Below are 26,849 nucleotides of genomic sequence, written 5' to 3' on the forward strand. Positions count from 1 at the left end.
GACGTTTTCCCCAATATACCTACCTGAATGGGGACGGACGCGCCAGGATAGAATTTCACGAATCTCTTTTATTTTCAATGTCCATGTACGTCCACAGACGTCCACGTCAGTTCACACCTTAGTCCTCTCACGGCGAAAACACGGGTTCGAGTCCCGTAGGGGTCACCAGCGCTTGCGGCGCCTCCGCTTATTTTTCAGTCCTCTGCCAGCTCGCCTTCATCGGGCGGCTCGGCGAGGCCTTTTGGCGGGCGCGAAAGAGCATTGGCGAGCTTCTCCCGGTCGAGCGCGCCGTCCCAGCGGGCGACGACGATGGTCGCGACGGCGTTGCCGATGAAGTTGGTGAGGCTGCGGCATTCGCTCATGAAGCGGTCGATGCCGAGGATCAGGGCCATGCCGGCGAGCGGCACGGTGGGGACGATCGAAAGCGTCGCGGCCAAAGTGATGAATCCCGCCCCGGTCACGCCGGCGGCGCCCTTCGAGCTCACCATCGCCACCAGCAGCAGTGCGATCTGGTCCCAGAGCGTCAGCTCGATCCCGGTCGCCTGGGCGATGAACAGGGCCGCGAGCGTCATATAGATGTTGGTGCCGTCGAGGTTGAACGAATAGCCGGTCGGCACGACCAGCCCGACGACCGATTTGGCGCAGCCGGCCCGCTCCATCTTCTCGATCAGGCTTGGCAAGGCCGCCTCCGACGAGGAGGTGCCGAGGACGAGCAGCAGCTCGGCCTTGAGATAGCGGATCAGGGCGAGGATCGAGAAGCCGCTCAGCCGCGCGACCGTGCCGAGCACGACGAGGACGAAGATCAGCGAGGTCAGATAGAAGGTCGCGACCAGGGCGCCGAGATTGGCGAGAGTCCCGATCCCGTAGGCGCCGATCGTGAAGGCGATCGCGCCGAACGCGCCGATCGGCGCCGCGCGCATCAGCAACCCGACGAGCCGGAAGACGACGAGGCTGAGCCGCTCGAGCATGTCGAGCACGGGCGCGGCGGGCTTGCCGACCAGCGACAAGGCGATGCCGAACAGGATCGCGACGAACAGGGTCTGGAGGATCGAGCCCTCGGTCAGCGCCGAGACCATCGTGGTGGGGATGATGTCGAGCAGGAAGCCGGTGACGCTGGTCTCGTGCGCTCGCTCGCTATAGCTCGCGATCGCGCTCGCATCGAGCCGGGCGGGATCGACGTTCATCCCCTCCCCCGGCCGCACGACGTTGGCGACGATCAGGCCGACGATCAGCGCCAGCGTCGAGAAGAAGAGAAAATAGGCGAAGGCCTTGCCCGCGACCCGCCCGACGCTGCGCATCTCCGCCATGCCGGCGATACCGGTGACGAGGGTGAGGAAGATCACCGGCGCGATGATCATCTTGACCAATTTGATGAAGCCGTCGCCGAGCGGCTTCAGCGCCTCGCCGACGTTCGGCCAGAAGTGGCCGACCAGCGCCCCCAGCACGATCGCGACCAGGACCTGGACGTAGAGCTGCCCTGCGAGGCGGAAGCGGCGCGGCGCGGCGGCGACGGCATAGTCGGTGGCGACGGCCATGCGCCATGACTATCGGATTTGCGCGGCGGCGCAACGGCTCGCCCTCAGGGGCGGAAACCCGAGCCTAGATCCGGCGGCTTACGCGGACCTCGGCCCCGCCTTTCTGCTCGATCTGTCCCGGCACCACCCAGCGAAAGTCGCTTTGCTTGTCCTGTTCGAACAGGATCTGGCCGGCGCGCGCGGCATCCTCCACGGCCTGATCGAACGAGCCCCGCCAGGGGCCGGTCAAAACCGTCGTGCGGTAGCGAAACTGCCGCTGTGCCATGCGTGCCTCCCACATGGTTAGTCTCGCGTTAACCGTAAATCTGTCGCTTTTTCCGGAGCGGGCGAAAACCGGTGTCGATTTGACAAGGCCGCCGCTTCGGCGAAGGGATATGAAAACGAGTTTTGGGGGCAGCGGATTTGGCCACGCGCATCGAAGACATACCGGCGCTGATCGACCAGCTTTGCGCGATCTACGATGAATCGGTCGCCAATCTGAGGAGCGCGCTGGCGCGTTTCCTCAAGACCGGCGAGCGGCCCAATCCGGCCGAGCGTCTCGACGGTCTGTTCGCCTATCCGGAGCTTCGCATCGATTACCGGATGGGCACCCAGATCGGCCTGCCGGCGCGCGCTTTCGGCCGGCTCAACACCCCGGGCCGCTATGCGACCAGCATCTCCCGCCCGTTCCTGTTCCGCAAATATCTGACCGAGCAGCTCACCTATCTGCTCGGCGACTATGAGGTGGACGTCTCGGTCGGCCGCTCCGCGAGCGAAATCCCCTATCCCTACGTGCTCGACGCGACCGACGATCTGAGGCTCGACCGCGAGCAGCAGGCCGAGGTCGCCTTGTGGTTCCCGACCACCGAGCTCGCCAATATCGGCGATGAGATTTCCGACGGCGAATGGGTCCAGCCGCCCGACGCGTCACGCCCCCTTTCGCTGTTCGACGGGCCCCGGGTCGATTTCAGCCTCGCCCGCCTGCGCCACTATACCGGGACGCCGCCCGAGCACACCCAGCGCTATCTGCTCTTCACCAATTATGTCCGCTACGTCGACGAGTTCGTCCGCTGGGCGGTCGAGGAGCTGCAGAAGCCCGACAGCCCCTATGAGGCGCTCTCGGCGGCGGGCGGGGTCCATGTCACCAAGGACACGCCCGACGCGGTGCTTCAGGTCACCGAGGGCGGCTGGCGGCGGCACCAGATGCCGGCCTATCATCTCATCGCCCCGCGCGGCGAGGGCATCACTTTGGTCAATATCGGCGTCGGCCCCTCCAACGCCAAGACGATCTGCGACCATCTCGCGGTGCTTCGGCCCGAAGTGTGGTTGATGATCGGCCATTGCGGCGGGCTCCGCCCCAGCCAGACGATCGGCGACTATGTCCTCGCCCACGCCTATCTGCGCGACGATCACGTCATGGACGACGTACTCCCCGTCGAGGTGCCGATCCCGGCCATCGCCGAGATTCAGCAGGCGCTCGTCGCCGCCGCGATCGAGGTCACCGGCGAGGACCCGCGGGAGCTGAAGCATCGCCTCCGCACCGGCACCGTCGTCACCACCGACGACCGCAATTGGGAATTGCGCTTCACCCTCTCGGCGCTGCGCTTCAACCAGTCGCGCGCGGTCGCGATCGACATGGAATCGGCGACCGTCGCGGCGCAGGGCTACCGCTTCCGCGTCCCCTACGGCACCCTGCTCTGCGTCTCCGACAAACCCTTGCACGGCGAGATCAAGCTGCCCGGCCAGGCCAACGCCTTTTACGAGCGGGCGATCAGCCAGCATCTGATGATCGGCATCGAGACGCTGCGCATCCTGAAGCGAGAGGGGGCGAAGCTCCATTCGCGCAAGCTGCGCGCCTTCGACGAGCCGCCCTTCCGATAAGGGTGGCGCCGTTCCGCCAAAGGCGTTGCCGATCGACTTTCGTCAAAGAAAAGGCCGGCCGCGACGATCGCGGCCGGCCCATTTTCGTGTCGAGACTTCTCCTCAGAAGTCGTAGGAGATGCCGACCTTGATCCGCCACACGGACGACGACACGTTGACGAAATTGTCGTTGTTGAAGTCGGTTACGCCGTTGAAGCCGGTGATGATGTAGCGGCCCTGCGCATCGACGCCGCCGAGCGACGCGACGTCCTGAAGCCCCGCGAAGTTGCGGCGGCGCTGAACGTTCCAGTCGCTGTCGAGGAAGTTCAGGAAATTGTCGAACATCGCGTAGAGCCGGATCGTATCCCGTACCCCACCGATGCCGAACAGGCGGCCCGGCCCCGGCAGCTCCTGCGAGATGCTGAGATCAAGATCGAAATACCAGTCGTTGGTGCAGGTGTTCCGATCGATCGACCGACCGATATAGTCGCGCGCGCAGCCGAGCGAGTTGGCGAATGCGACCAGATCGGTCACCGCCGCAGCGTTGGACGTTGGCGAGATGTTCGGATCGGTCGGCCCCGTCGGGATGTAGAGCAGGGCGTTGTTGTTCCCCGACGCGCTGTCGTTGAACACGCCGCCGCCGCCGAAGGTCAGGCTGTAAGGCCGACCCGAGCGCGCGACGAAGGTGATGTTGAGGCGTGTGTCCAGATCCTCGAAGAATTGCTCGCGGAAGCTGGTCGAGAAGGTGATGTTGTGCCGGCTTTCGTAAAAGCCGCGCGAGGCGTCCGGATTCTGCCGGTCGAAGGCGGCGGTGAGATCGTAGTTCGACCCCGCCGTCGAGTTGAACAGGTTCCGCCGGTCCTGCGAGTTCGTATAGGCGTAGCCCATCGTGACGAAAGTCGAGCCGCCCGGCGTGAAGATGCCGCCGTCGAAATTCCTCGACAGGATGATCGACGCATTGTGACTGGAATAGCCGTCGGAATTGGTCAGCATCAGTTCGTCGTCGCGGCCGGTGTTGAAGCAGACCGCATTGACGTTCTGATACACCGGAGTCGGCGTGATATCGACGAGTTCCGCCGTGCAGCCGGCGACGTTAGGGTCGATCGCCCGGTAGATCGGCCGGCCGTCGACGGTGAAGCCGTTGAGGCCCAGGGCCGGATTGGGCGTCTGCGACAGGTCGACGATCGTGAATGGGTCCTGGTAGCGGCTGTAGATATAGTCGAGGTTGAGCCGCCAGCCGCTGAAGAAGCCGGAGTCGGTGAAGTTGAGCAGCGACTGGAAGCCGAGACTGGCACGGATCACGCTCGGCATTCGGATATCGGGATCGATCGACTGGGCATCGCCTAGACCGCGCGCGGCCTGGTCGATGCCGTCCTGCCGGATGCAGGTTGGCACGCCAGTGAAGGCGCCGCCGGCGACGACGTCGAGCTGCTGACCGGGCGCCAGGCCGCAATTGGCCGATTGCGTGCTGCCGGTTGCGAAGCCGAAGCCGTTGTTCTGGAAGGCGTTGCCGAACCAGACCAACGGATCGCCGCCCGAGAAGATGCCGACGCCGCCGCGCAGCTGGGCGCGGGAGAAGACGGCGAAATCGTTGAATTCGTAAGTGAAGGCGACGCGCGGCAGCAGGATCGGGTCGAGCGCGTTGAAGCCGGTGTCGTTGCCGAAGCCGTAGCGCTGCTGGAAGACCGGATTGAGGTCCGGCCGCCCGCCCGAGAACCAGTCGAGCCGCAGGCCCGCGACGATGTTGAGCTGGTCGGACACCCGCCACTCGTCCTGGATGAAGGCCGAATAGATGCTGCGGGTGAACCGCGCCGCCGCGTCGTTGACGTCCCCGGTGCGCGAGAAGTTGCCGAAGGCGCCTTCGGTGTTGCCGGCGATGACGTTGTTGGGGAAAGTGGACGTCTGGTTGTTGCCGAAACCCGGCGAGAGCAGGCCCGCCTCGAGATCGGTGAAGTTGCGGAAGACGAGCGTGCCGGTCGCGTTCTGCACGAACAGGTTGAAGATGTTCGCGCGATTCCATTCGAAGCCGACCTTGAACTGGTGGTCGCCGGCCTCGAGATTGGCGACGGCGCGATACTGCTCCAGCCGCGTGCGGAGATCGTTCGCCGAGCGCGAGTTGCCCGGGCCGGCGAGGACGGTCGCATCCGGCGTGCCGGCAGGATTGTCGATGCCGACGAGAATGCGCGGGATCGGATTGGCTGACTGCGCCTCGCCGCCGCCGAACGGATCCTGGAGATCCTGGATGTCGGAGCGCGAATAGCGCAGCTCGGTGGTGAAGCGGTCGGTCCACTGCGAGTAGAGACGGGCCGCATAATAGTTCGACTCGGTGCCGCTGAGATAAAAGGTGTTGAGGCCGACGACGTTGGGACTGTTGCCGGTGAAAAAGTCGTCCGAGCGCAGCGTCGATTCCTCGAGCCGCTGATAGGTGAGCTCGAGGCGGTGATCTTCGTTGATCTGCCAGTCCAACCGAGCGAACCAGCGGTCGTTGGTGAACGGCCGGCTGCGGACGACGCCGCCGGTGTCGATGCCGTAGACCCGGTTCAGTATCTCGGTGAACTGGTCGAACTGCGTCTGGGTGACGCCCCTCACCTCATTGGCGAAGCCGCCGCCGACCGGGCCGTCGTCCTGCGACGAGCCGGCCTCCTGATGCTCATAGGCGCCGAAGAAGAACAAGCGGTCGGGAATGATCGGTCCGCCCAGCGAGACGCCCCAGCGCTTGTCGGCCTCGATCGGGCCGACAATGCGGCCGCCGGCCAAATCGCCGCGCAGGCTGTTGTTCGAATATTCGAAGAAGGCGCCGCCGTGAAACTGGTTGGAGCCCGAGCGGGTGACGACGTTGATCGCGCAGCCGGTGAACTGGCCGTAATCGACGTCGAACGGCGCGAACTGGACCTGGGTCTCGCGCACCGCCGCATAGGGGAGCGGAGTCGAGCTGCGCGACGAGAAGCCGGTGTCGTTGAGACCGTAAATATCGCCCTGGCTGATGCCGTCGACCGTGAAGCTGTTGCCGCGGTCGTTGCCGCCCAGGCAGGAGATGCGGTCGGCGCCGGAACCGCCGGTGGCGGCGTCCTCGCGGTCGAGGCTGACGCGCGGATCGATGCGAATCACGTCGCGAACGTCGCGGTTGAAGCTCGGCGCGTTTTCCAGCACGGCCTCGCCGAAGGCGGTGCCCGGGCCGATCGCGCGGAGCTGCACGTTCGTGCGCGTCGCGGTGACGACGATCGCCTGCTCGTCGCCCGCGGCTGCCGCGGCGTCGAGCGCGAAGGTGAGCGTGGTCGCGCCCTGAATCGAGGTGATCAGCCCTTCGACGGTCTGGCCCTGATAGCCCGAGGCGTTGGCGGTCACGCTATAGGGACCGCCGACGGTGAGGCCGCGCGCCGCGAAGCGGCCTTCCGAATCGGTGCTCAGCGTGCGGACCGCGCCGGTGCGCGTGTCGGTGACCTCCACGGTCGCATTGGCGACCGGCGTCCCGTCCGCCGTGGTGACCTGGCCCTCGACGCTCGAGGTGATGTTCTGCGCATAAGCGGCAACGGGCAAGGCCAGCGCGGTCGTCGCGCACAGGAGCGGAAAAATTCTCATCTGTTGTGATCCCCAATTATCGGGCGGAAAGCCCTTGACCCCCCGGTTGCGGCGCGACTCCAAAAGCACGCTCCCGCCGCAATCGATTGCCCGGCATCTAAGGGCGATTCGGTGACAACATCAAGACTCCTATTGCGCCGCACAACGAATCGATCCGACTGTGGCGCGCCGCCCACATGCGGCGACCGTCTGCCTTTAAAACCAAAGGCTTGAGGCCGATCCGCCGAAATTGGGCGAAGTCCTCGCCGCCGCCGCTACCCAGAAGCCGGCACGGCCCATAAGATCGCCGCCATGAACGACTCGAATCGCCCCGCCAACGCGGCCTCCTCCGATGCCCTGATCGCCCGCGCGCGCACCGCCGCGCTCGCCGCCTACGCGCCTTATTCGCGGTTCAGCGTCGGCTGCGCGATCGAGTCCGTGGATGGCGAGATCGTGGTCGGAGCGAACATGGAAAATGCCTGCTACCGGCTCGGCATCTGCGCCGAGATCGCCGCGCTCACCGCCGCCCAGCAAGCGTTCGGACTCGACAAGATCGCCCGCGTCGCGGTCGCCGGCGGTCATGTCGGGCCCGATGGCGCGCTCGCCGGCAACGCCCCCGTCACCCCCTGCGGCGGTTGCCGCCAGGCGATCCTCGAAGCCGCCCACGTCTCGGGCCGCGATCTCGAAATCACCTCGGCCAACGGCGACGGTACCGAAGCGATCGTCAGCCGCATCTCGGAGCTGATCCCGCTCGGCTTCGGCCCGGCCAGCCTGAAGGATGCGGGGTGAGGTTCAGTGTCGCGCTCGTCCTCATCCACTTGGCCGCCGGAGCGGCATCCGGCGCGATCGCCGGCGTTCTCGGGACGTTGCTGTTCGCCGCCGCGGCCGCCGGACCTGCTGGGCTGATCTTTGGCTTCTTCCTGTCCGGCGGGGGCGTCGTGCTGGGTTTGAAATGGCTCATCATCCCGACCGTCCTCGCGGGTTTCACCCTCTGGTGCGTCGGCGATTCGCGTCCACAGGCGCGCCGCGCCTGGGCCTGGGCTGCGACGGGCGCGATCGCCGGCTTGCTCTGCTATGTCGCGCTGCCATGGCCGCACGTTGTCGCCACCATCGCGCAGGGACCTGAATTGCGTGACCAGCCCGCGCTGATACCGCTGATCTTCACGTTGTCGGGTGTCGGAGCCGCATTCGCCTATTGGGCGACGATGCGGATTGGGTTGTTGTTTCTGCCGGACGAGGCAGCGGCCGCCAGCTAGACCAGCTTGATCTCCCTCAGCCGCTCCTGAAGATAGTCGTCTGCGGTGATCGGCTCGGGATAAAGGTTCGGCCGCTCGGCCGAGATGCAATTGGGGAGCGTCTCGATCAGGAAATCCGAGCGGAAGTGGAGGAAGAAGGGCATCGAGTAGCGCGAGACCCCGCGCCGCTCGGGCGGCGGGTTGACCACCCGGTGGGTGGTCGAGCGCATCACGTTGTTGGTCAGCCGCTGCAGCATGTCGCCGATATTGACGGCGAGCTCGCCGGGCCTGGGCGTCACCGGCACCCAGTCGCCGTCGCGGTCGAGCAATTGCAGCCCCGCTTCCTCGGCGCCGAGCAGCAAGGTGATCGTGTTGATATCCTCGTGCGCGCCGGCGCGGACGTTCGGGCCGTCGCCGGGAATCGGCGGATAATGGAGCAGGCGGAGGATCGAATTGCCGTCCTTCACGGTGTCGACGAAATAATCGTGCGGCAGGCCGAGATAGCGGGCGATCGCCTCAAGCAGCTTGGCCCCGGTCCGGTCGAAGGCGGCGAACAGCTCGAGGAAGGTCGCCCGGAACGATTCGATCTCCGCCGGCCAGACGTTGGGCGGCATCGAATCCTCATATTTGTGCCCCGGCGGCAGCTCACGGGCGACGTGCCAGAATTCCTTGAGATCGTAATGGGTCGCGCCCTTGGCGGTCTCGATCCCGAACGGCGTATAGCCGCGCGCCCCGCCCTTCCCGGCGAGATGATAGCGGCGCTTCACCTCGTCCGGCAAAGCGAAGAACGCCTTGGCCTTCTCCTCGGCGCGCTGGATGAGCGCGTCGGGAATGCCGTGATCGGCGACGATGGCGAAGCCGTAGCGCTCGAACGAGCGGCCCAATTCCTGCGAGAAGCCTTGGGGATCGCGGTCCGCGTCGGTGAGCGAGACGGAGGCGACGGCCTTGGTCGGGGCGAGCGTGTCCATGGCCGCGAAATAGCGCTTCGCCGGGGCGAAGCCAATGCGACTCGTCAGCCCGCCGCGGTCGCGCCCAGGATGAGCCCGGCAAGGGCGGCGCTCATCAGGTTGGAGAGCGAGCCGGCGAGCAGGGCCTTGAGGCCGAGCCGGGCGATCATCGGCCGCTGATTGGGGGCGAGGCCGCCGGTCACCGCCATCTGGATCGCGATCGAGCTGAAATTGGCGAAGCCGCAGAGCGCGAAGGTGACGATCGCGACCGTCGCCGGCGAAAGGCCCGCCGCCGAAAGCTGGCTGAAGGCGACGAACTCGTTGAGCACGACTTTGGTGCCGAACAGGCCGCCGGCGGCCCCCGCCTCGTTCCACGGCACGCCGATCAGGTACATGACCGGCTGGAAGATCCAGCCGACGATCTGCTGGAACGACAGATCGGGATAGCCGAACCAACCGCCGACACCGCCGAGCAGGCCGTTGGCGAGCGCGACAAGGGCGACGAAGGCGAGCACCATCGCCGCCACGGCCACCGCGAGCTTGACGCCGGTCTGCGCGCCCATCGCCGCCGCCATGATGATGTTAGCCGGCTTCTCCTCGCCATGCTCGCCTTCGTCGACCGGCTCCGGCTCAAGATCGCGCGCCTGCGGATCGTCGGGCATGATGATCTTCGCCATGAGGATGCCGCCCGGCGCCGACATGAAGCTGGCCGCGAGGAGGTAGGGCAGGAGATGCTCGCCGATCATGATCGCATAGGCGCCGAGGATGGTGCCGGCGACGCCCGCCATGCCGACGGTCATGATGCAGAAGAGCTGCGCGGGCGTGAGATTGGCGAGATAGGGCTTGATCACCAGCGGGCTTTCCGACTGGCCGACGAAGATGTTCGCGGCCGAGCCCAAAGATTCGACGCGGGTGATGCCGGTGATCAGCCGGATCCCGCCGCCGACCCATTTGATGATCAGCTGCATGATGCCGAGATAGTATAGGATTGAAATAAGGCTGGCGAAGAAGATGATCACGGGGAGCGCCGCGATCGCGAAGCTGTTGCCGCCGACCTCGGGCGCGGCGAGCGGGCCGAAGATGAAGGCGGTGCCCGCCGAGGCATAGCCGAGCAGGTTCGAGACCCCCGTCGACATGCACGTGATTGCTTCGTGCCCGCTTGACCGAAAGTAGTCTTGGAAGGCGATACCGTTGAATACGTTGAAGTAGCGACAGCTCACTGTCTCGTGCCCGGCTGGTCTGTAAAGCGTCAGCACAGCGAAAAGAGCCTGGAGCGCGAAAGCGGCGCCGACGACGCGGAGGCGAATCCACCTGCGGTTCGACGAGAAGGCTACCGCGATGGACAGGATCAACGCGACGCCGACGAAGCCGATCAGAAAGTTCATCCCACTCCCCCCGAAGCCTGGCCCTACCAGACCATCTTTCTTTCCGCCGCCCCGATCGCCAAGTCCAGCATTTCGATCACGCCCTCGATATCCTCCGCGACAAGCAACTGCGCGCGCCGCGCCGGGGACATGAAGCCCGAGGCGGTGACATGATCGAGGAAGCCGATCATCCCGTCCCAGAAGCCGTGGACGTTCAAGAGCGCGAACGGCTTGGCGTGATAGCCCAATGCGTTCCAGCTCCACGCCTCGAACAGTTCGTCGAGCGTGCCGATCCCGCCGGGGATCGCGACGAAGGCGTCGGTGAGATCGGTCATCAGCGCCTTGCGCTCGTGCATGTTGGCGACGAGGTGAAGCTCGGTGAGGCCGGTATGGGCGACCTCGAGGTCGACCAAAGCCTGCGGGATCACGCCATAGGCCTCGCCGCCCGCCTCGAGCACCGCGTCGGCGACCACGCCCATCAGCCCGAGCCGGCCGCCGCCGTAGACGAGCCCGATCCCCCGCGCCGCCATTCCCCGCCCCAGCGCCCGCGCGGTGTCGGCAAAAGCGGGGTCCGCGCCCATCGACGAGCCGCAATAGACGGCAAGGCGTCTCATGCCGCGGCGACCAGCGCCTTGAGGTCCGCCTCGGGGCGGGCGCCGAAGTGGGAGATCACTTCTGCCGCGGCGATCGAGCCCATGCGGAGCGATTCCTCCAGCCCCCGCCCTTCCGCCTGGCCGACGAGGAAGCCGGCGGCGAAGAGGTCGCCGGCGCCGGTCGTGTCGACGATGCCCTTGCCGATGCGGGCGATCGGGGTGCGGACCGCCCGGCCGTTCTCAACCGCGAGCGCGCCCTCGGCCCCGCAGGTGGCGACGAGCAGCGGCACCTTCGCCTGTATCGCGGCGATCGCCGCGTCGCGGTCAGGCGTGTCGGCCAGCTCGCGAATCTCGTTCTCGTTAGCGAAGAGCAGGTCGATGGCGCCCGCCTCGAGCATCGCGATCATCTCCGCGCGGTGCGGCTTGATGCAGGCGATGTCGGAGAGGGTGAAGGCGACCTTGCGCCCCGCCGCGTGGGCGATCCGCATCGCCTCCTCCATCGCCGCGCGGGGGCCCGCCGAGCGCCAGAGATAGGCTTCGAGATAGAGGATCGCCGCGTCCCGGATCTGGTCCGCGTCGAGCGCGTCCGCCGAAAGCTCGTGCGCGGCGCCGCGGAAGGTGTTCATCGTGCGCTGGGCGTCCGGCGTGACGAGGATCAGACAGCGCCCGGTCGGCTCGCCGCCACTTTTCGGCGGGGTGAGGAACTCGACGCCGAGCGCCCGGATGTCGTGGGTGAAAATCTCGCCCAATTGATCGTCGGCGACCTGGCCGACGAAGCCGGCGCGACCGCCCAGCGCTGCCACCCCGGCCATCGTATTCGCCGCCGAGCCGCCGCTGGTCTCGCGGGCCTGGCGCATCTGCGCGTAGAGCCGGGTCGCGCCGTCGGCGTCGAGCACCTGCATTGAGCCCTTCGTGAGCCCCTCTGCCGCAAGGAAATCGTCGGTCGCGGTGGCGATCACGTCCACCACGGCATCGCCGATCGCCAGCACGTCCAGACGGGTCCCGCTCACCGCCGCTTGATACGAGATCGCGCGGCAACGGAAAGCCTCTTTTTGCATCGCCGCAAAGCGGTTACGCATCCCCAATGAGCACAGCACCCGAAGCGGCGGCCGCGCCCGTCTATCCCCGCTCCCTCTTCTGGTTCGCGATCTTCTACGGCGGCATGGTCTGCATCGCCGGCGTGCTGGGCAACAAACAGGTCGCATTGGGGCCGCTCGCGGTCGAGGCGGGCATCTTCGCCTTCCTCTTCCTCGTCATCACCTCGAGCGCGACCGCCGAATTGTTCGGGCGCGCGACCGCGAACAAGCTGGTGCTGGTCGGCTTCGTGCCGCTGATTTTCTCGATCTTCCTGACGATGCTCGTGCTCAACGTGCCGGCCTCCGAGGAGATGGCGCCCGAGCGGCTCGCCGCCTTCGAGCTGATGATGGGCGCGACGCCGCGCATCTGGATCGGCGGCATCGTCGCCTACGGCACTTCCCAGATCCTCAACGTCCTGATCTTCTCCAAGCTGAAGCGCGAGGGCGGCCGGCTGCTCTGGCTGCGCGCGGGAGTGGCGAGCGTGCTCTCGCAGATCGTCGACACGTTCCTGTTCATTTCGATCGCCTTCTACGGCGTTTTCCCGATCGGCGAGCTTTTGCTCGGCCAGATGCTCGCCAAGGTGGTGCTTTCGATCGTGATGGTGCCGCCGCTCATCTACCTCTTCGTGGCGCTCGGCCGCCGGCTCGACGCGCGCGGCTAGTTCGTCCAACGCCTGAGCGCGACGCGCGAGGGCTGGATGCGGGCGTCGATCAGCACGCTCTCGCTATATTCGCTGTCCAGCAGGGTGACGCGCAGGTCGAGCGCGAACCAGCGGGTGCGGATCTGCGGCTGGAGCTGGGCGTCCAGGGGAATCGCCAGCTCGCTCAGCGATTCGGTGCGCCAGAAATCGACCAGATTGTCCCAGCCGCCCGCCGGCCGCGCCGCGATGATCCGCGCCGCGCGCTGGCGATCGATCTGGCCGGGCGCGAGCATCGCCAGCAGCGGCGCCTGCTCGGGGAGCAGGGTGTTGACGTTGATCGGCGACAATTCGGTGCTCGGCATCACGCAAAGCCACGGCCGCAGGCGGGCATAGGTTTCGGGCGTCATCCCGGCCAGCGACTGGGCCTCGCCGATATCGGCGAACAGAGTGTTGGCGGTGCGGTAGGGCGCATCGCCGCCCTGGAAGGCGCCGTCCTCGGCGCCGAGCGGCCCGGCCCGGGCGTCGCTGTCGACCCAGTCGGCGGCGGCCTCGGCGATCCGCCGCGCCTCCGCCTCGGGCACCTCCAGCGCGATCATCAGCCCCGTGAACTGCGCCACGCCGGTATTGCGCCGGGTCAGCCGGGTGCGCGGATCGCCCTCGGCGACGCTGTACAGGCTGACGCAATTGCGACCGTCGCTGATCCGCGCCTCGGCGAGCGCGCCGCCGGGCATCGGAATGCGCCGCACCGCCCCGTTCCAGCCGCCGGCGTTGGTGGTTCGCTCCGGCTGGCGGGCGATCATGTCGTCGATGGTCAGGATAACGAGCTGCTCGACGCCCTGCGCGTGGGCGCGCGCCTGTTCGAGCGCGACGACATTGGTCGCGATCGCGCGCGACAGCCGCCATTTCTCGATCGCCGCCGCCGCGAGCGCCCCGGTCACCACGACCAGCAGCAGCACCGCGAGCAAAGCCGCGCCGCGCTCGCCCGGCGGGACGGGCCGCCTCACCGCCCGGTCCCGACGACGAAGAGCTGGCGGACCATGCCGTGCCGCTCGGAATCGGTGATCAGCTCGACAGCGACCGGGAGCCGCAGCGGGTCGCTCTCGTCCCACACCTCGCGCCAGGTGCCGCGATCGTCGCGGTAGCGCAGGCGGAGCGCGCGCACATCGTCCAGCAGGGTCATCGCAATGCCGTCATTGCCGCCGTCGACCTGGGCGAAGGCGAGCCGCTCGAGCCGTCCGCCCTCGAGGCGATAGCCGACCCTTTGCACCGCGGCGTCGCCCACGGCGCCCCGGTCCCAGCCGCGCCGGACGAACATCAGCAGCATCGGCTCGTCGCCGCCCCGTCCGGTGAAGGCGCGGGTCGGGCGCCCGTCGCGGTCGCGGTACCGGCGCGGCGCGGCCTGGGCGAGAGCGGCGGTGAGCAGGGCGTCGACGCGGCGGAGCTCGCCCAATTCGGCGAGCAGCCGATCCGAAGTCGCTTGGGTGCGTGCGCTGACCGAGAGCAGGCCGACCCCCGCCGCCGTGATCATCCCGAAGATCGCCAGCGCGACCAGCATCTCGACGAGCGTGAAGCCGTTCCGCCTCATTCGCCTGCCCGCCGAAAGATCGTCAGCCGGGCGCGCCCCGGGCCCCCGCCCATGTCGGTCACCGAAATCTCGATCTGCTGGATGCGCGCCTCGGGCGAGCGCATCACATTGCGCGTCCACGCCCAGCGCCGCCCGGCATTGACCGCCTGGCCGGTCTCGCTGCCGAAGGCGGGTGGGCCCGGATCGGTCAGCGTCTCGACCGCGATATTGCCGGCGACGAGCTGGGCGATCGCCTGCTCGTTCAGCCGCGCGCTGTTCGCCGCGGTCGCGCCGCCGAGACGGAGTAGGGCGAGCGCCGCCAAGCTGAAGATCGCCAGCGCGACCAGCATCTCACTCAGCGTGAAGCCTTGTTCGTGAGGCCTACCGCCGGACATGGACCGTCCCGTCGCCGCGAATCTCGACCGAGGCGGCACGGCCGCCGCGGCGCAAGGTCACGGTCAGCGGCTCGGCGAGCCCGGTCGTATCGAAGCGGGTGCTGCCGCCGGCGACCTCGGTGCCCTCGCCCCAGTCGTAATGGACCGGCGGCTGCCAGGCGCCGCCCGAACGGCGGGCGATGTCGTAGCCGCCCGGTCCCGCCTGCAGCATCGCCGGGCGCGATTCGACGATCGCATTGTCGCGCGCCGCCTTGGCGCGGGCGGCGAAGCGCTCGGCCTCGGCCTGCACGCTGCCGCCCGGCTCGGGAATGGCGAGCGCGACCGCCGTCGCCGCGAGCGCGATGATCACGATCACCACCATCAACTCGACGAGCGTGAAGCCGTGTTCGGCGGAACGCCGCCATGACTCGAAACCGGACTCGGAGGAGCGCATCCGCACGCGCTTATGGCGGCGCCGTTTCACCCCTGTTGCAACCGCACACGCGCCCGCGCGGGATAGAAGAGCGCGAGCAAGCGCGCCTGGAGCGTCTCGGCCTCGTCGGCCTCGAGATCGATAATCTCCGGTGCATTGAGCGGCGAGCCGCCCGCCGTGTCGACGAGCAGGCTCGCAAGCTTCAGCGGTCGTTGCACCGGCCCGCGCGTCACCCAGAGTGTCTGCGTCTTCTCGAACGGCACCACCCAGATTCGCCGCTTGAGCAGCCCGCCGGAGACGAACAAAGCCCGTTCGCCGAGCGCCCAGCCATGCTTGCGCCAGCGCAGCACCGCGCCGACCGCGAACAGGGTCATCGCGGCGGCGCCCGCCCCGGCCCAGGGCTCGATCGCGAAGGCCGCGGCCGCGGCGATCCCCGCCAGCACCAGCCAGGGCGCCGCCCGCCTGATCAGTCCCCGCCGCGGCATCCGGTGAAAGGCCGCGCGCTCGGGCGGGGCCGGGAAGCCCGCCTCGGCAAGGATCGGCAGCACTTCCGCCATGCGCGCGAACGGCGCCGCGACCTGCACCCCACCCTCCTTCCGGTCCGCGCCGAGCGTTTGGAAGGACAGCGAATGCCAGCCGAACAGCCGCGCGATCGGCCCGCTCTCGATCAGCGCCGCCTGGGTGCGGCGGAGCGGGATCACCACCTCGGACAAGGTGAACAGTCCGCGTCGCCGGCGGAAGCCCGCCGGGGCACGGGTCAGGCGGAAGCCGAAATCGCGCATCACCGTCCGCACCACCCCGGCGACGAGGCCGAGCAGCAGGATCAGCGCCGCCAGCGTCAGGCTGGTCTGGATCGTCAGGAACGCCGCCGCCTCGTCCGCGCGCCGGGACGTGGCCAGATCCTCCAGGTCGACGAGGTTGAACTGCTCCAGATATTGCAGCACGGCCATGATCGCGGCGAGGAAGATCAGCGAGAAGTTGAACAGGCCGGCGAGCAGCAGCCGCGGAAAGGCCATCGCGAAGAGGACGCGCTCCTCGGCCAGAGCGGGCATCGGCTCGCCCGTCTCCGCCTCATCCGTCGCCGCGAGGGCAGCGCCCCGCCGCACCCTGTCCCTCAGCGCATGGGCGTCGCCGAGCGCGATCATGTCGAGATTGCCCTCGTCCTTGGCCGAGCCGCCGGTCTCGATCCTGACCCGGGCAGTGCCGAACAGCCGCGCGAGCAGAGGCTGCTCGATCGCGATGTCCTGGATCCGGTCGAACGGGATCACCCGGCGCTGGCGGTGGAGGATACCGCGTTCGATCACGATCTCGCCCGCGGCGATCGTGTAGGTGAAACGCCACCAGGCGAGCAGCACGAACAAGAGCGCGACAACCGAGGCGATTCCCACCATCAGCAGGATCGGCCACAGCCCTCGCCCGCTGTTCGCGATGCCGATCCCCGCCGCGACGATGCCGGCCGCGGCCTGCGGGATGACCTTCAGCCAGCGGACCGCCAGCGTCGCCGGATGCAGCCGGCGCGGCGCGTCGCCGGTCTCGCTCACACCAGATCCTGGCGGATCTTGGCGCGGATCCGATCGCGCATCCGCCCCGCTTCCTCGTGCGGCAGGCCGGGCAGCGGCACCGCGGCGCCGCGCGTGCCGGCGGGGTGGAGGATCAAGGTGCCGAGGCCGTAGCGCCGCTCGATCGGCCCCTGCGCGACGTCGATATGCTGGACTCGGCCGAAGGGAACGACGGTGAGCATCCGGAAGAACAGGACGTGGCGGATGTGGAGTTCATCCTCCTCCTCGCGATAGGACCAGGCGCGGTAACGCCGCAGCGGCAGCGCGACGAGGGCGAGCAGCCCGAGCAAGGCGGCCAGGCCTAGGACCAGCCCGAAGGGCACGGCCGTCTCGCGCAGCGGCCCGGCGTCGAGGACGAAGGCCGGCACGAGCAGCACCGGCAAGGCGAGCAGGGTGCGGATGCGCAGCACCTTCTTCTGGTCCGGATGGAGCGGGGTCATCGCCGCCCCCGCCGCCGCTCCTTCGGTCATTTCGCTTGTGGTCACACCATCGCCCTCCCATCCCGGACTTAGGGTGTGGTGACATTCAAGGAAAGACAGGGAAAGAGGGCCGCCATGATGCGTTCGAGTCGCCAATGAGGTCCCGTTCCTTCCTGCGCGCGCTGCTGACCGGGGCCGGAATCGGCCTCGTCCTCCTCGTCGCCTGGCTGCTGCTGCGTCCCGGCGCGCCCGAGCCCGCCCAGCAGCTCCCCGCCGAATTCAACCCGGCCGATTTTGTCAAGGCGCGGCCGCGGCTCGACGCGCCCTATGTCGTCAGCGACTACGAGGTGGTCGACGCGATGCTCGCCATGGCCCAAGTGCGTCCGAACGACGTGGTCGTCGACCTCGGCTCGGGCGACGGCCGCATCCTGATCGCGGCGGCGCGCAGCCATGGCGCGCAGGGCTTTGGCGTCGACATCGATCCGATCCGCATCCGCGAATCGAACGCCAACGCCCAGGCGGCCGGAGTCGCGCACCGGGTCAGCTTCCGCCAGCAGGACCTGTTCCGCACCCCGATAAGCGGCGCCGACGTGCTGACGCTCTATCTCTCGCGCGAGATCAACGCGAGGCTGCGCCCGCGCATCCTCGCCGAGATGCGGCCCGGCACGCGCGTCGTCAGCCACGATTTCGACATGGGCGACTGGCGCTACGACCAGCGCCAGCAGGTCGGCACCGCGAGCATCTATATGTGGATCGTCCCGGCCCGGGCCGAAGGGACGTGGCGGCTGAACTCGAACGGCGGCGGCGGCACGCTCCAGCTCGACCAAAGCTTCCAGCTGGTCGGCGGCACGCTGACCGGCGCCGGCGGCGAGAGCGGGCGGATTGCGCAGGGGCGGATCGCGGGCGACGTCATCCGCTTCGTCACCCATCTCGGCGGGCGGCGGCGCGAATTCGAGGGCCGGATCGAGGGGGATCGCATCGTCTCGACCAATCCGCGCCACCGCTGGACAGCGACCAAGACCGGCTGATGTATCTGGCGCTCGTCGGCCTCGCGCTCGCCTGGGCGGCGATGCTGCTCTTCGGCGGGATGGAGTTCGATCGCGGCCTGCTCCTCGTCGCTTATGCGGGGCGCGATCCTACGGTCACCGAGGTAGCGCGCTGGCTGACCGAGCTGGGCGGCTTTCCCGTCCTGATCGCCGCCACCGCCGCTGGCGCCGCCTGGCTGCTCTGGCGCCGCGAGTGGCGGAGCGCGCTGCTGCTGGCCGCGCTCCCCCTCTCGGGCCGCCTGCTGGTCGAGCTACAGAAGGAATGGACCGAGCGGCTGCGGCCAGACGCGAACGAGCCGCTCGTCGCGGTCGAGACGCTCGCCTTCCCGAGCGGCCATGCCGCCAATGCGACCTTGGTCTGGCTCGGCCTCGCCTTGCTCCTGCCGCGCTCGGAGCGGATGCGGGCCTTCGCGGTCTGGGGCGCGGTCTGGCTGGCGCTGGCGGTCGGAATCAGCCGGGTGATGCTCGGAGTCCACTGGCCGAGCGACGTCATCGCCGGCTGGAGCTTCGGCCTGTTCTGGACCCTGCTCATCCTGCGCCTCGCTGGCCATGGTGTGGCGGAGGGAACGGCGCCTTCCGCCGCTCATTGATGCGGGTGAAGGAGAATCGCCATGGACAAGACCCGCCCCGACGACAGCGAGATTATCGACCGCGCCGAGGATGCGCCCGGTCAGAGCGGCGTCTCCGGCGGCAATCTCGCCCGCGACATCGCCTCGCGCGCCGAGGAAGAGCATGAGATCGGCAGCGGCGGCGACGAAGGTGACGCTGTCACCCGCGTCCACGGCAGCGACAGGCCCAAAGGCGGCGACACGCCGACCTTACCCAACCGGAATTGAAACCCAACCCCCCTCTCCCCGCCGGGGAGAGGGTTCACTCCTTCCGGAGCACAACGGAAATGTTGTTCGCCGGCATCGGGACCACCGTCTCCAGCCGGAAGCCGTGCTTTTCCGCCTCGGCGACCACCGCCTCCAGCTCGCGCAGTCCCCATTCCGGGTCGCGCGCCCTGAGACTCGCGTCGAACGCCTCGTTGCTGGGCGCGGTCTCGACCCCGGCCTGACGATAGGGGCCGTAAAGATAGAGCGGCGCCCCGCTTGCCAGCAGCCGCCCGGCGCCGCGCATCAGTCCGACGGTCGCCGCCCAGGGGCTGATATGGATCATGTTGATGCAGAGAACTGCGTCGGCCGCCCCGACCGGCCACTCCGCCGCCCGCGCGTCAAGCGCGACGGCGGGGAGCAGATTGGCGACGCCCGCCCCGGTTCGCCACGCCTCGATCGAGCGCAGCGACGCCGGCTCGGGATCACTCGGCTGCCAGAGCAATTCCGGGAATTCGCGCGCGAAATGGAGGATATGCTCCCCCGTCCCGCTCGCCACTTCGAGCGCCAGCCCGCGCTCGGGCAGCACGCTGCGCAGCACCTCCGCGATCGGACCCGCATTGCGCGCGACATGCGGCGCCGAACGACGCGCGTCGGCCTCCGAGGCGGTCACTCCTCCGTCCCGGCCACCGCCGCGAACCGCGCCTCGCGGAACCAGCGCCACACGAACAAGCCGATCGTTGCCGGCAAGGTCGCATAAGCGAGCGGCGCGAAATTCTCGGTCGCCTCGAACCGGCTCAGGAGGACCGAGACAAGCCCGGTGGCGACCAGGATCAGCCAGATCCGAGTCTCGCCCTGCGCCGCATGACGGTTCCCGGCGTCGAGTTCCGGATTGCGCCGCGCCTCGCGGAACAAAGCAGCGGTCGTCGCCGCCATCGCAACGAAGCCGAGCCCGTAGATGAAGAAGAGGTCGCCGAGGTCGCCGACGAAGGGCGTGCCGCCGCCGCCGAGGAAGCTGCTGAACGAGCGCGCCATCGCGCGGAGCGGCTGCACGTAAATCAGCACCAGGAAGACGAGCAGCACGCTGAGCAGCACCGACAGCCAGTCGCCCTCGCCGCGAAAGCCGCGCCAGCGGACATGGGCGAACCAGAACATCGCAATGATCGCGAAGCCGATCGCGAAGGCGGGGACCTCGGCAACCGCCGCCGAGAGCATCGCATAGTCGCTCGGCGCCTCGCTCCCGCCAATCACCAGCAAGGTTACGGCGAAGGCGAAGGCCGCGTCGGTGAAATTGTCGAGCCGGCTTGTCATGCCCTTCCCCTCCGGCCGCTACTCCGCCGCTTCGGCGGCTCCCAGCTCCTTATAGACCAATATCGGCTTCCTCGCCGCGAGCGTCTCGTCGAGGCGGCGGCGGGGGGCGTGGACCGGGGCGGCCTTGAGGCTCTGGTCGCCCGCCTTGGCCCGCTCGGCGACGCTCTTCAGCGCGCTGATGAACTGGTCCAGCCCCGCCTTGCTCTCGGTCTCGGTCGGCTCGACCAGCATCGCGCCGTGGACGACGAGCGGGAAATACATCGTCATCGGATGATAGCCCTCATCGATCAGCGCCTTGGCGAGATCGAGCGTGGTGAGGCCGCCGGCGAAGCCCTTGTCGCTGAACAGGGCCTCGTGCATGCACGGCCCGCTCGCCGCGAACGGCGCGTCGAGCACGCCGTCCAGCGCGCGCAGCACGTAATTCGCGTTGAGCACCGCGTCCTCCGCGACCTGCCTGAGGCCGTCCGCGCCGTGACTGAGGATGTAGGACAGCGCGCGGGTGAACATCCCCATCTGGCCGTGGAAGGCGGTCATCCGCCCGAAGCTCGACCCATGATGCTCGCCCGCGGTCTCCTCCTCGACCAGCGCGTATTGATCGCCCCGCTTTTCGACGAAGGGCAATGGCGCGAACGGGCTCAAGGCTTCGGAGAAGACCACCGGCCCCGAGCCCGGCCCGCCGCCGCCATGCGGGGTGGAGAAGGTCTTGTGGAGGTTGATGTGCATCGCGTCGATGCCGAGGTCGCCGGGGCGGACGCGGCCGACGATCGCGTTGAAATTGGCGCCGTCGCAATAGACGAAGGCCCCCGCCGCGTGCACCGCCTCGGAGATCGCGATCATGTCCGGCTCGAACAGGCCGCAGGTATTGGGATTGGTGATCATCACCGCCGCGACGTCCGGCCCGAGCCGCGCCTTCAGCGCCTCCAGGTCCACCCGGCCCGCGGCCGTGGCCGGAATATCCTCGACCCGGTAGCCGGCGAAGGCCGCGGTCGCGGGATTGGTGCCGTGCGCGCTCTCCGGCACCAGCACCACCGCGCGCGGGTCCCCCCGCGCCTCGAGCGCCGAGCGGATCGCGAGCAGGCCGCAGAGTTCGCCGTGCGCCCCCGCCTTCGGGCTCATCGCGACGCTGTGCATCCCGGTGAGCTTGACCAGCCAGCCGGCGAGCTCGTCGATCACCTTCAGCGCGCCCTGCACCGTGTCGACCGGCTGGAGCGGGTGGATATCGGCGAAGCCCGGCATCCGCGCGACCTTCTCGTTGAGCCGCGGATTGTGCTTCATCGTGCACGAGCCGAGCGGGAAGAGGCCGAGGTCGATCGCATAATTCTGCCGGCTGAGGCGCGTATAGTGCCGCACCATCTCCGGTTCGGAGAGGCCGGGCAGCCCGATCGGCGCCTCTCGCCGAAGCGGCAGCAAGCCATGGTAGACCTCGTCCAGCTCGCCCTCATGGTGCGACGAGACCGCGCTGGCCAGGTAGGCGGGCTGCAGGTCGACGCCGCAGCCGTCCTCCCGGCCCATCTCGAAGATCAGCGGCTCCTCGAGCATCAGCGCGCGGTTTCCGGTGAAGGTCTCCGCCTTCGTCTCCGACACTTCCGGGGTCTGCGGCCGCCAGCCGCCGGGATTCGCGCTCATGCCAGCACCTCCCGCAGCGCCGCGTCCAGCGCGTCGATATCCTCGCGCGTCGCGGTCTCGGTGAAGGCGAGGACCAGCCCGTTCGCCAGCTCCGGCGCGTCCGGATAGAGGCGCCCCAGCGAGACGCCGGCGAGAATGCCGCGCTGGGCGAGCTCGCGCACCACCGGCCGCGCTTCCTGCCCGAGCACGATGGTGAACTCGTTGAAGAAGGTTCGATTGAGCCGCCGCGCGCCGCCGGGCAGCCAGGTCAGCTTCTCCGCCGCATAGCAGGCGCGGTCATGACTCGCCTCGGCCAGCTTCCGCAGGCCCGCCTCGCCGAGCAAAGTCAGATGCATGGTGAAAGCGAGCGCGCAGAGCACCGAGCTGGTGCAGATGTTCGAGGTCGCCTTCTCGCGGCGGATATGCTGCTCGCGGGTCGACAGGGTCAGCACGAAGCCGCGCTTGCCTTCCGCGTCCTGGGTCATGCCGGCGAGCCGCCCGGGCATCTGCCGGACGAACTTCTCCTGGCAGGCGAAGAGGCCGCAATAGGGCCCGCCGAACTGGAGGCCCACGCCGAGCGACTGGCCCTCGCCGACGACGATGTCCGCGCCCATCTCGCCCGGACTCTTGAGCAGCCCAAGCGCGACCGGCTCGGTCACCACCGCGATCAGGAGCGCGCCTTTCTCGTGCGCGCGTTCGGCGAGCGCCGACATGTCACCGATCCGGCCGAGTATGTCCGGATACTGGACGACGACGCAGCTTGTCTCGCCGTCGATCCGGTCGAGCAGCTCCGCTGCGTCGGTTTCTCCGCTCAGGCTCGGCGCACGTACGTCGAGCACGTCCCCGGTGAACTTCGCCATCGTCCGCGCGACCGAGACGTAATGCGGATGAAGCCCGCTCGAGAGCAAAGCCTTGCCCCGCCGCGTCACCCGCCGCGCCATCGCGATCGCCTCCCAGCAGGCGGTCGAGCCGTCGTACATGCTCGCATTGGCGACGTCGCAGCCGAACAGCCGCGCGACCTGCGTCTGGAACTCGAACAGGACCTGGAGCGTGCCCTGCGCGATCTCGGGCTGATAGGGCGTGTAGCTGGTCAAAAACTCGCCGCGCTGAATGAGATGATCGACGCTCGCCGGGATGTGGTGGCGATAGGCGCCGCAGCCGATGAAGAAGGGCCCGTCCCCCGCCGCCACGTTCATCCGCGCCATCGCGCCCAGCTGCCGCTCGACGCTGAGCTCGGAAGCGTGATCGGGGAGGCCGTGGATCGTGCCATCGAGCCGCGCCGCCGCGGGCACGTCGACGAACAGATCGTCGATCGACTTGGCCCCGATCGCCGCGAGCATCTGCGTCCGGTCGGACTCGGACAATGGTAGGTAACGCATTCAGGTCTCCAGGCTCAGTCCGGCTTCACCATCGAGAAGCGCAGGCGGACATAATCGGCGGCGATGATCCCGTCTGGCCGGCGCAGCGCCGGAGCGACCCGCGCCTCGACCGCCGCGCCGATCTCGTCGCGCTCCCATTCGGGCACCATCGCCACGTCGAGCAAGCCGGCGCGGAAGGTCTTGACCCAGGCGGTCACGCCCTCGGCGAGCGGCGTCGGCCGCGCGATCAATTCGGCGCGGACCTCGCTGAAGCCGGCGACGCAATAGAGGCGGGTGAATTCCTCGACGTCGGGATACCAGGCCGGGTCCCGCTCCGGCATCGGATAGCCACGCCCGGTCAGCTCCTCGCGGAGCGCCGCGCGCAGGGTGGCGAGATTGCCCGCCCCGCCCATCTCCCCGGCGAAGCGGCCGCCGGCGCGAAGCGAGGCGAAGATGCCCGTCGCCACCGCGTCGGCGTCTGTCATCCAGTGCAAGGCCGCGTTCGAGAAAGCCGCGTCGAACTGGCCGAAGCGCGCGGTCTGCCCCTCGATGTCCAGCGCCTCGGCGTCGGCGACGAAGGCGTCCACGCCCCGCGCCCGCGCCGCCTCGACCATCGTCTCCGAACTGTCGATCCCGATCGCCCGCGCGCCCGCCGCTGCGATCCGCTCGGTCAGCACGCCGTCGCCGCAGCCGACGTCGAGGATCAGCTCGCCCGGCTGCGGCGCGAGCAATTGCAGCGCCGCCTCCCCCAAGGCCGGCACGAAGGCGCCCGCTTTGGCATAGTCGCCCGCCGACCATTGAGAGGTGACGTTCACCATTTGCGTGTGCTGCTCACAGGCTCTCGCAATAGTCTTTGTACTGCTCGCCGTTCATCAGCTCGCTGACCTCGTGATTGTCCGAGAGGGTGAGCTTGAAGAACCAGCCCTCCCCTTCCGGATCGCTGTTCACCAGGTCCGGCTGGTCGGCCAGCGCCTGATTGCCCTCGGTCACCGTCCCGCTCACCGGCGCGTAGACGTCGCTCGCTGCCTTGACCGATTCGACCACCGCGGCCTCGCCGCCCTTGGTGACGCTCTTGCCCGCCTCGGGCACCTCGACGAAGACGATGTCGCCCAACTGGCCCTGCGCGAAGTCGGTGATGCCGACAATGGCGTGATCGCCCTCGATCCGCACCCACTCATGCTCCCTGGTGTAATAGACGCTCATCACTGGGCTCCCTTGCGACGATAATTGTGGGGGACGAAGGGCATCGCCGCGACCTTCGCCGGGAAGAGCTTGCCGCGCTGGGCGAGCGTCACTTCGGTCCCCGGCACGGCATAAGCGGTCGGCACATAGGCCATCGCGATCGGCCGCTCGAGGCTGGGCGAGAAGCCGCCCGAGGTGACCTTGCCGACCTCGTTGCCCTCGGCGTCGACCATCATCGCGCCCTCGCGGACCGGCTGGCGCCCCTCGACGAACAGGCCGACGCGCTTGCGGATCGGGCCGTCGGCGAGCTCCTTGGCGATCCGGTGCCAGCCCGGAAAGCCACCTTCCGCGCGCCGCCGCTTCGAGAGCGCGAAGACGAGGTCGGCTTCGACCGGCGTCGTCGTGAAATCGAGATCGTGGCCGTAGAGTGGCAGCCCCGCCTCGAGCCGCAGCGAATCGCGCGCGCCGAGCCCTATGGGACGCACCTCCGGCTGGTCGAGCAGGGCGTTCGCGAGCGCCTCCACGGCGCGCGCCGGCACCGAAATCTCGAACCCGTCCTCGCCGGTATAGCCCGAGCGGCTGATCCAGGCCGGAATGCCGTCGAGCTCGAACGCCGCGGCGGTCATGAAGGTCAGCTCCGTGACCCCGGGCGCCAGCCGCGCGAGCGCGTCCACCGCCTTCGGCCCCTGCAGCGCCAGCAGCGCCTGCTCGCGCATATGGTCGAGCACCGCCCCGCGCGGCAGCTTCGCCTCCATATGCTCGATGTCGCCCGCCTTGGTGGCGCCGTTGACGACCATGTAGAAATGCTCGCCGCGCCGCGTCACCATCAGGTCGTCGATGATGCCGCCGTCCCCGGTCAGCAGCAGCGAATATTTGGGCTTCGAATCCTTGAGGATGGCGAGGTCGGCGGGAAGCAGCGCCTCCAGCCCCTTCTCCGCCTCCGGCCCGCCGATAAGCAGCTGGCCCATGTGGCTCACGTCGAACAGCCCGGCGCTCGCCCGAGTCCACTTATGCTCGGCGATGATCCCCTCATATTGGATCGGCATCTTATAGCCCGCGAAGGGGACCATGCGCGCGCCCAGCCGGCGGTGCCAGCCGTCGAGGGGAAGCGGGTCTGCCTGATCGTCGCTCATGCCCGTGCTCCGGCTTCAAGTATCGGACCGACCGCACGAGCGGCCGGAAAGGTTCCAATACCCCCTCTGTCGCCGGGACCTGAGAGCTTTCCCCGCCATAGCCCGCAAGGGCGACGGAGGGTTACCCCTTCGGTGGCCCACCCCCGATGCCCGAAGGGCGAGGCAGGCGCTTTCCAGAGCGTCCAGTCCGCGCGGTCCGTTTGCCTGAGAGATTCCGGGGGCGGTTGCTCCTTCGGCGCCCGCCATCGCCCGGAGACGATCCGGGCGAAGGAGGGACTCTCCCGCGCGTCCTAGGGACGGCGCGGGCATGGCGGAGCGAATGACGCGAGTCAATCAGCCTCGGTGCCGATGCTCAGGTCGCGCGTCCGCAATGGGTGGAAAGCGGACATCTGAGCCGAACGGAATGTGTCGTAGCAAAGGCTGCAACGGCACCGAAGTGGCCTGGGGATTGGCACGTCGCCGGGCCTCAAGCAGTATCTAGCCCTAATCGGACCCCCTATTAACCAAGCCTCAGATGCAATACGGTTCCTAGCGAGGAGGTAACGGTTCGATGCAGACTGAGCTCTCAATGGCGGATCAGCAGCTTCTCATCGAAACCAGGAATTACATTCTTGACCAGGTTCCGGAGGCAATCTTCACGATCGGAGTGGATGGTAAGATCAACTACTTCAACGAGGCATGTTTGCGCCTCGCCGGGCGCACGCCGCTGATCGGGAGGGACACCTGGTGCGCCATGTGGAAAATCTATGACGAGAACGGCGTCGAGGTGGCTCCGGAAGAATCCGCAGTAGCGACTTCGCTCCACACGAAGACGTCGATCCGCGGCGGTGAACTGACCGGCGAACGGCCGGACGGATCGCGCTTCCAGTTCCTATACCATACAACCCCGCTGTTCGATGAGGGCGAGCTTACTGGATCGCTGGCACTCCTGATCGACATCACTGCGCAGAAGGAAGCTCAGGCAAGGCTCAAGCAGCTCGAGGGCGAGGTGACTTATCTTTCCCGCGTCGCGGCGATGGGCGCGATGGCTTCGGCGCTGGCTCATGAGCTGAGCCAGCCGCTCACCGCGGCCATGAATTACATTCGGACAAGTCAGCGGCTGAGTAAGAAGCTCGTCAAAGACGCACCTGCGGAAGTGCACGCGGCTTTACAAGCGGCTGAAGCCGCCATCGCCCGCGCAAGCGACACGCTAAAGAGCGTGAGGCACATGGTGCAGCGAAAGCTTGTCGAAGGAAAGGCCACGTCGCTGACCCGTCTTGTCGAGG

General features: G+C 68.0%; 28 protein-coding genes and 2 riboswitches. Of the genes, 8 read left to right on the top strand and 20 right to left on the bottom strand.

What is annotated here, in order from left to right:
• Nucleotides 1-194 precede the first annotated feature (194 nt).
• Both ACT4N8_RS11125 and ACT4N8_RS11130 read right to left on the bottom strand, forming a co-directional pair.
• On the bottom strand, nucleotides 195-1,535 hold the full coding sequence (locus ACT4N8_RS11125) for a dicarboxylate/amino acid:cation symporter (RefSeq protein WP_444858191.1): 1,341 nt from the start codon (nucleotides 1,533-1,535) through the stop codon (nucleotides 195-197).
• A 64-nt stretch (nucleotides 1,536-1,599) separates the two neighbouring features.
• Complete coding sequence (locus ACT4N8_RS11130; protein ID WP_444858192.1) at nucleotides 1,600-1,800, bottom strand: hypothetical protein; 201 nt, start codon at nucleotides 1,798-1,800, stop codon at nucleotides 1,600-1,602.
• A 137-nt stretch (nucleotides 1,801-1,937) separates the two neighbouring features.
• Between ACT4N8_RS11130 and ACT4N8_RS11135 the strand changes: the two genes are divergently transcribed.
• A complete protein-coding gene (locus tag ACT4N8_RS11135; RefSeq protein ID WP_444858193.1) occupies nucleotides 1,938-3,395 on the top strand; it encodes an AMP nucleosidase in 1,458 nt (485 codons plus the stop codon).
• A 102-nt stretch (nucleotides 3,396-3,497) separates the two neighbouring features.
• On the opposite strand, the gene ACT4N8_RS11140 is transcribed toward ACT4N8_RS11135, so the two are convergent.
• Nucleotides 3,498-6,953 carry a TonB-dependent receptor gene (locus ACT4N8_RS11140; protein ID WP_444858194.1) on the bottom strand — a complete coding sequence of 1,152 codons (3,456 nt, stop codon included), beginning with the start codon at nucleotides 6,951-6,953 and terminating at the stop codon, nucleotides 3,498-3,500.
• A 291-nt stretch (nucleotides 6,954-7,244) separates the two neighbouring features.
• On the opposite strand from ACT4N8_RS11140, the gene ACT4N8_RS11145 reads away from it, so the two are divergent.
• Together ACT4N8_RS11145 and ACT4N8_RS11150 are read left to right on the top strand one after the other, a co-directional pair.
• Nucleotides 7,245-7,721 (top strand): cytidine deaminase, encoded by a 477-nt coding sequence (locus tag ACT4N8_RS11145; RefSeq protein WP_444858195.1) that lies wholly within the window; start codon nucleotides 7,245-7,247, stop codon nucleotides 7,719-7,721.
• Nucleotides 7,718-8,188, top strand: coding sequence for a hypothetical protein (locus ACT4N8_RS11150; protein ID WP_444858196.1), 471 nt, complete (start codon nucleotides 7,718-7,720; stop codon nucleotides 8,186-8,188). The genes ACT4N8_RS11145 and ACT4N8_RS11150 overlap by 4 nt, the downstream gene beginning before the upstream one ends.
• Here ACT4N8_RS11150 and ACT4N8_RS11155 read toward each other — a convergent pair.
• From ACT4N8_RS11155 to ACT4N8_RS11170, 4 genes are read right to left on the bottom strand one after another with little or no spacing between them, the layout of a single operon-like run.
• Entirely contained in the window at nucleotides 8,185-9,135 is a 951-nt protein-coding gene (locus ACT4N8_RS11155) for an isopenicillin N synthase family dioxygenase (RefSeq protein ID WP_444858197.1), read from the bottom strand. The genes ACT4N8_RS11150 and ACT4N8_RS11155 overlap by 4 nt on opposite strands.
• A 44-nt stretch (nucleotides 9,136-9,179) precedes the next feature.
• Nucleotides 9,180-10,499, bottom strand: coding sequence for a NupC/NupG family nucleoside CNT transporter (locus ACT4N8_RS11160; RefSeq protein ID WP_444858198.1), 1,320 nt, complete (start codon nucleotides 10,497-10,499; stop codon nucleotides 9,180-9,182).
• Nucleotides 10,500-10,522: 23 nt separating this feature from the next.
• The gene (locus ACT4N8_RS11165; RefSeq protein WP_444858199.1) at nucleotides 10,523-11,092 is read right to left on the bottom strand and encodes an LOG family protein; all 570 of its coding nucleotides are present in this window, start codon (nucleotides 11,090-11,092) and stop codon (nucleotides 10,523-10,525) included.
• Nucleotides 11,089-12,081, bottom strand: a complete 993-nt coding sequence (locus ACT4N8_RS11170) for an adenosine kinase (protein WP_444858200.1) — start codon at nucleotides 12,079-12,081, stop codon at nucleotides 11,089-11,091. The genes ACT4N8_RS11165 and ACT4N8_RS11170 overlap by 4 nt, the downstream gene beginning before the upstream one ends.
• 74 nt (nucleotides 12,082-12,155) lie before the next feature.
• Here ACT4N8_RS11170 and ACT4N8_RS11175 point away from each other — a divergent pair, with 74 nt between their 5' ends.
• Complete coding sequence (locus tag ACT4N8_RS11175; protein WP_444858201.1) at nucleotides 12,156-12,809, top strand: queuosine precursor transporter; 654 nt, start codon at nucleotides 12,156-12,158, stop codon at nucleotides 12,807-12,809.
• On the opposite strand, the gene gspK is transcribed toward ACT4N8_RS11175, so the two are convergent.
• Genes gspK through ACT4N8_RS11205 form a run of 6 tightly spaced genes read right to left on the bottom strand, consistent with a single transcriptional unit; the run spans nucleotide 12,806 to nucleotide 17,203 of the window.
• The gene (gene gspK, locus ACT4N8_RS11180) at nucleotides 12,806-13,792 is read right to left on the bottom strand and encodes a type II secretion system minor pseudopilin GspK (RefSeq protein WP_444858202.1); all 987 of its coding nucleotides are present in this window, start codon (nucleotides 13,790-13,792) and stop codon (nucleotides 12,806-12,808) included. The genes ACT4N8_RS11175 and gspK overlap by 4 nt on opposite strands.
• Nucleotides 13,789-14,373 (bottom strand): type II secretion system minor pseudopilin GspJ, encoded by a 585-nt coding sequence (gene gspJ, locus ACT4N8_RS11185; RefSeq protein ID WP_444858203.1) that lies wholly within the window; start codon nucleotides 14,371-14,373, stop codon nucleotides 13,789-13,791. Before gspJ ends, gspK begins: the two co-directional genes overlap by 4 nt.
• Nucleotides 14,370-14,747 (bottom strand): type II secretion system minor pseudopilin GspI, encoded by a 378-nt coding sequence (gene gspI / locus ACT4N8_RS11190; protein ID WP_444858204.1) that lies wholly within the window; start codon nucleotides 14,745-14,747, stop codon nucleotides 14,370-14,372. Before gspI ends, gspJ begins: the two co-directional genes overlap by 4 nt.
• Entirely contained in the window at nucleotides 14,734-15,180 is a 447-nt protein-coding gene (locus ACT4N8_RS11195; RefSeq protein ID WP_444858205.1) for a GspH/FimT family pseudopilin, read from the bottom strand. The genes gspI and ACT4N8_RS11195 overlap by 14 nt, the downstream gene beginning before the upstream one ends.
• Before the next feature lie 26 nt (nucleotides 15,181-15,206).
• Entirely contained in the window at nucleotides 15,207-16,700 is a 1,494-nt protein-coding gene (locus ACT4N8_RS11200) for a PH domain-containing protein (RefSeq protein WP_444858206.1), read from the bottom strand.
• Nucleotides 16,697-17,203: a PH domain-containing protein gene (locus ACT4N8_RS11205; RefSeq protein ID WP_444858207.1), complete on the bottom strand. Its 507-nt coding sequence runs from the start codon at nucleotides 17,201-17,203 to the stop codon at nucleotides 16,697-16,699. The genes ACT4N8_RS11200 and ACT4N8_RS11205 overlap by 4 nt, the downstream gene beginning before the upstream one ends.
• Before the next feature lie 89 nt (nucleotides 17,204-17,292).
• On the opposite strand from ACT4N8_RS11205, the gene ACT4N8_RS11210 reads away from it, so the two are divergent.
• From ACT4N8_RS11210 to ACT4N8_RS11220, 3 genes are read left to right on the top strand one after another with little or no spacing between them, the layout of a single operon-like run.
• Entirely contained in the window at nucleotides 17,293-18,165 is an 873-nt protein-coding gene (locus ACT4N8_RS11210) for an SAM-dependent methyltransferase (RefSeq protein ID WP_444858208.1), read from the top strand.
• The gene (locus ACT4N8_RS11215; protein ID WP_444858209.1) at nucleotides 18,165-18,773 is read left to right on the top strand and encodes a phosphatase PAP2 family protein; all 609 of its coding nucleotides are present in this window, start codon (nucleotides 18,165-18,167) and stop codon (nucleotides 18,771-18,773) included. Before ACT4N8_RS11210 ends, ACT4N8_RS11215 begins: the two co-directional genes overlap by 1 nt.
• Nucleotides 18,774-18,794: 21 nt before the next feature.
• The gene (locus ACT4N8_RS11220; protein ID WP_444858210.1) at nucleotides 18,795-19,019 is read left to right on the top strand and encodes a hypothetical protein; all 225 of its coding nucleotides are present in this window, start codon (nucleotides 18,795-18,797) and stop codon (nucleotides 19,017-19,019) included.
• A gap of 34 nt (nucleotides 19,020-19,053) precedes the next feature.
• Here the strand turns inward: ACT4N8_RS11220 and ACT4N8_RS11225 are convergent, their stop codons facing one another.
• Genes ACT4N8_RS11225 through gcvT form a run of 7 tightly spaced genes read right to left on the bottom strand, consistent with a single transcriptional unit; the run spans nucleotide 19,054 to nucleotide 25,584 of the window.
• On the bottom strand, nucleotides 19,054-19,668 hold the full coding sequence (locus ACT4N8_RS11225) for a DUF938 domain-containing protein (RefSeq protein WP_444858211.1): 615 nt from the start codon (nucleotides 19,666-19,668) through the stop codon (nucleotides 19,054-19,056).
• Nucleotides 19,665-20,306 (bottom strand): TMEM175 family protein, encoded by a 642-nt coding sequence (locus tag ACT4N8_RS11230; protein WP_444858212.1) that lies wholly within the window; start codon nucleotides 20,304-20,306, stop codon nucleotides 19,665-19,667. The genes ACT4N8_RS11225 and ACT4N8_RS11230 overlap by 4 nt, the downstream gene beginning before the upstream one ends.
• A gap of 18 nt (nucleotides 20,307-20,324) precedes the next feature.
• On the bottom strand, nucleotides 20,325-21,932 hold the full coding sequence (gcvPB, locus tag ACT4N8_RS11235) for an aminomethyl-transferring glycine dehydrogenase subunit GcvPB (protein ID WP_444858213.1): 1,608 nt from the start codon (nucleotides 21,930-21,932) through the stop codon (nucleotides 20,325-20,327).
• Nucleotides 21,929-23,290 carry an aminomethyl-transferring glycine dehydrogenase subunit GcvPA gene (gene gcvPA / locus ACT4N8_RS11240; protein ID WP_444858214.1) on the bottom strand — a complete coding sequence of 454 codons (1,362 nt, stop codon included), beginning with the start codon at nucleotides 23,288-23,290 and terminating at the stop codon, nucleotides 21,929-21,931. The genes gcvPB and gcvPA overlap by 4 nt, the downstream gene beginning before the upstream one ends.
• 14 nt (nucleotides 23,291-23,304) lie before the next feature.
• Nucleotides 23,305-24,087: a class I SAM-dependent methyltransferase gene (locus ACT4N8_RS11245; protein WP_444858215.1), complete on the bottom strand. Its 783-nt coding sequence runs from the start codon at nucleotides 24,085-24,087 to the stop codon at nucleotides 23,305-23,307.
• A 13-nt stretch (nucleotides 24,088-24,100) separates the two neighbouring features.
• The gene (gcvH, locus tag ACT4N8_RS11250; protein WP_444858216.1) at nucleotides 24,101-24,472 is read right to left on the bottom strand and encodes a glycine cleavage system protein GcvH; all 372 of its coding nucleotides are present in this window, start codon (nucleotides 24,470-24,472) and stop codon (nucleotides 24,101-24,103) included.
• Nucleotides 24,472-25,584: a glycine cleavage system aminomethyltransferase GcvT gene (gcvT, locus tag ACT4N8_RS11255; protein ID WP_444858217.1), complete on the bottom strand. Its 1,113-nt coding sequence runs from the start codon at nucleotides 25,582-25,584 to the stop codon at nucleotides 24,472-24,474. Before gcvT ends, gcvH begins: the two co-directional genes overlap by 1 nt.
• A gap of 64 nt (nucleotides 25,585-25,648) precedes the next feature.
• Nucleotides 25,649-25,763: riboswitch (glycine riboswitch) on the bottom strand.
• A 3-nt stretch (nucleotides 25,764-25,766) separates the two neighbouring features.
• Nucleotides 25,767-25,878: riboswitch (glycine riboswitch) on the bottom strand.
• Nucleotides 25,879-26,134: 256 nt separating this feature from the next.
• On the opposite strand from gcvT, the gene ACT4N8_RS11260 reads away from it, so the two are divergent.
• A partial coding sequence (locus ACT4N8_RS11260) for a PAS domain S-box protein (protein WP_444858218.1) occupies nucleotides 26,135-26,849 on the top strand: 715 nt, incomplete at its 3' end.

The sequence above is a fragment of the Sphingosinicella sp. genome (assembly GCF_052387495.1).
GTDB lineage: Bacteria > Pseudomonadota > Alphaproteobacteria > Sphingomonadales > Sphingomonadaceae > Allosphingosinicella.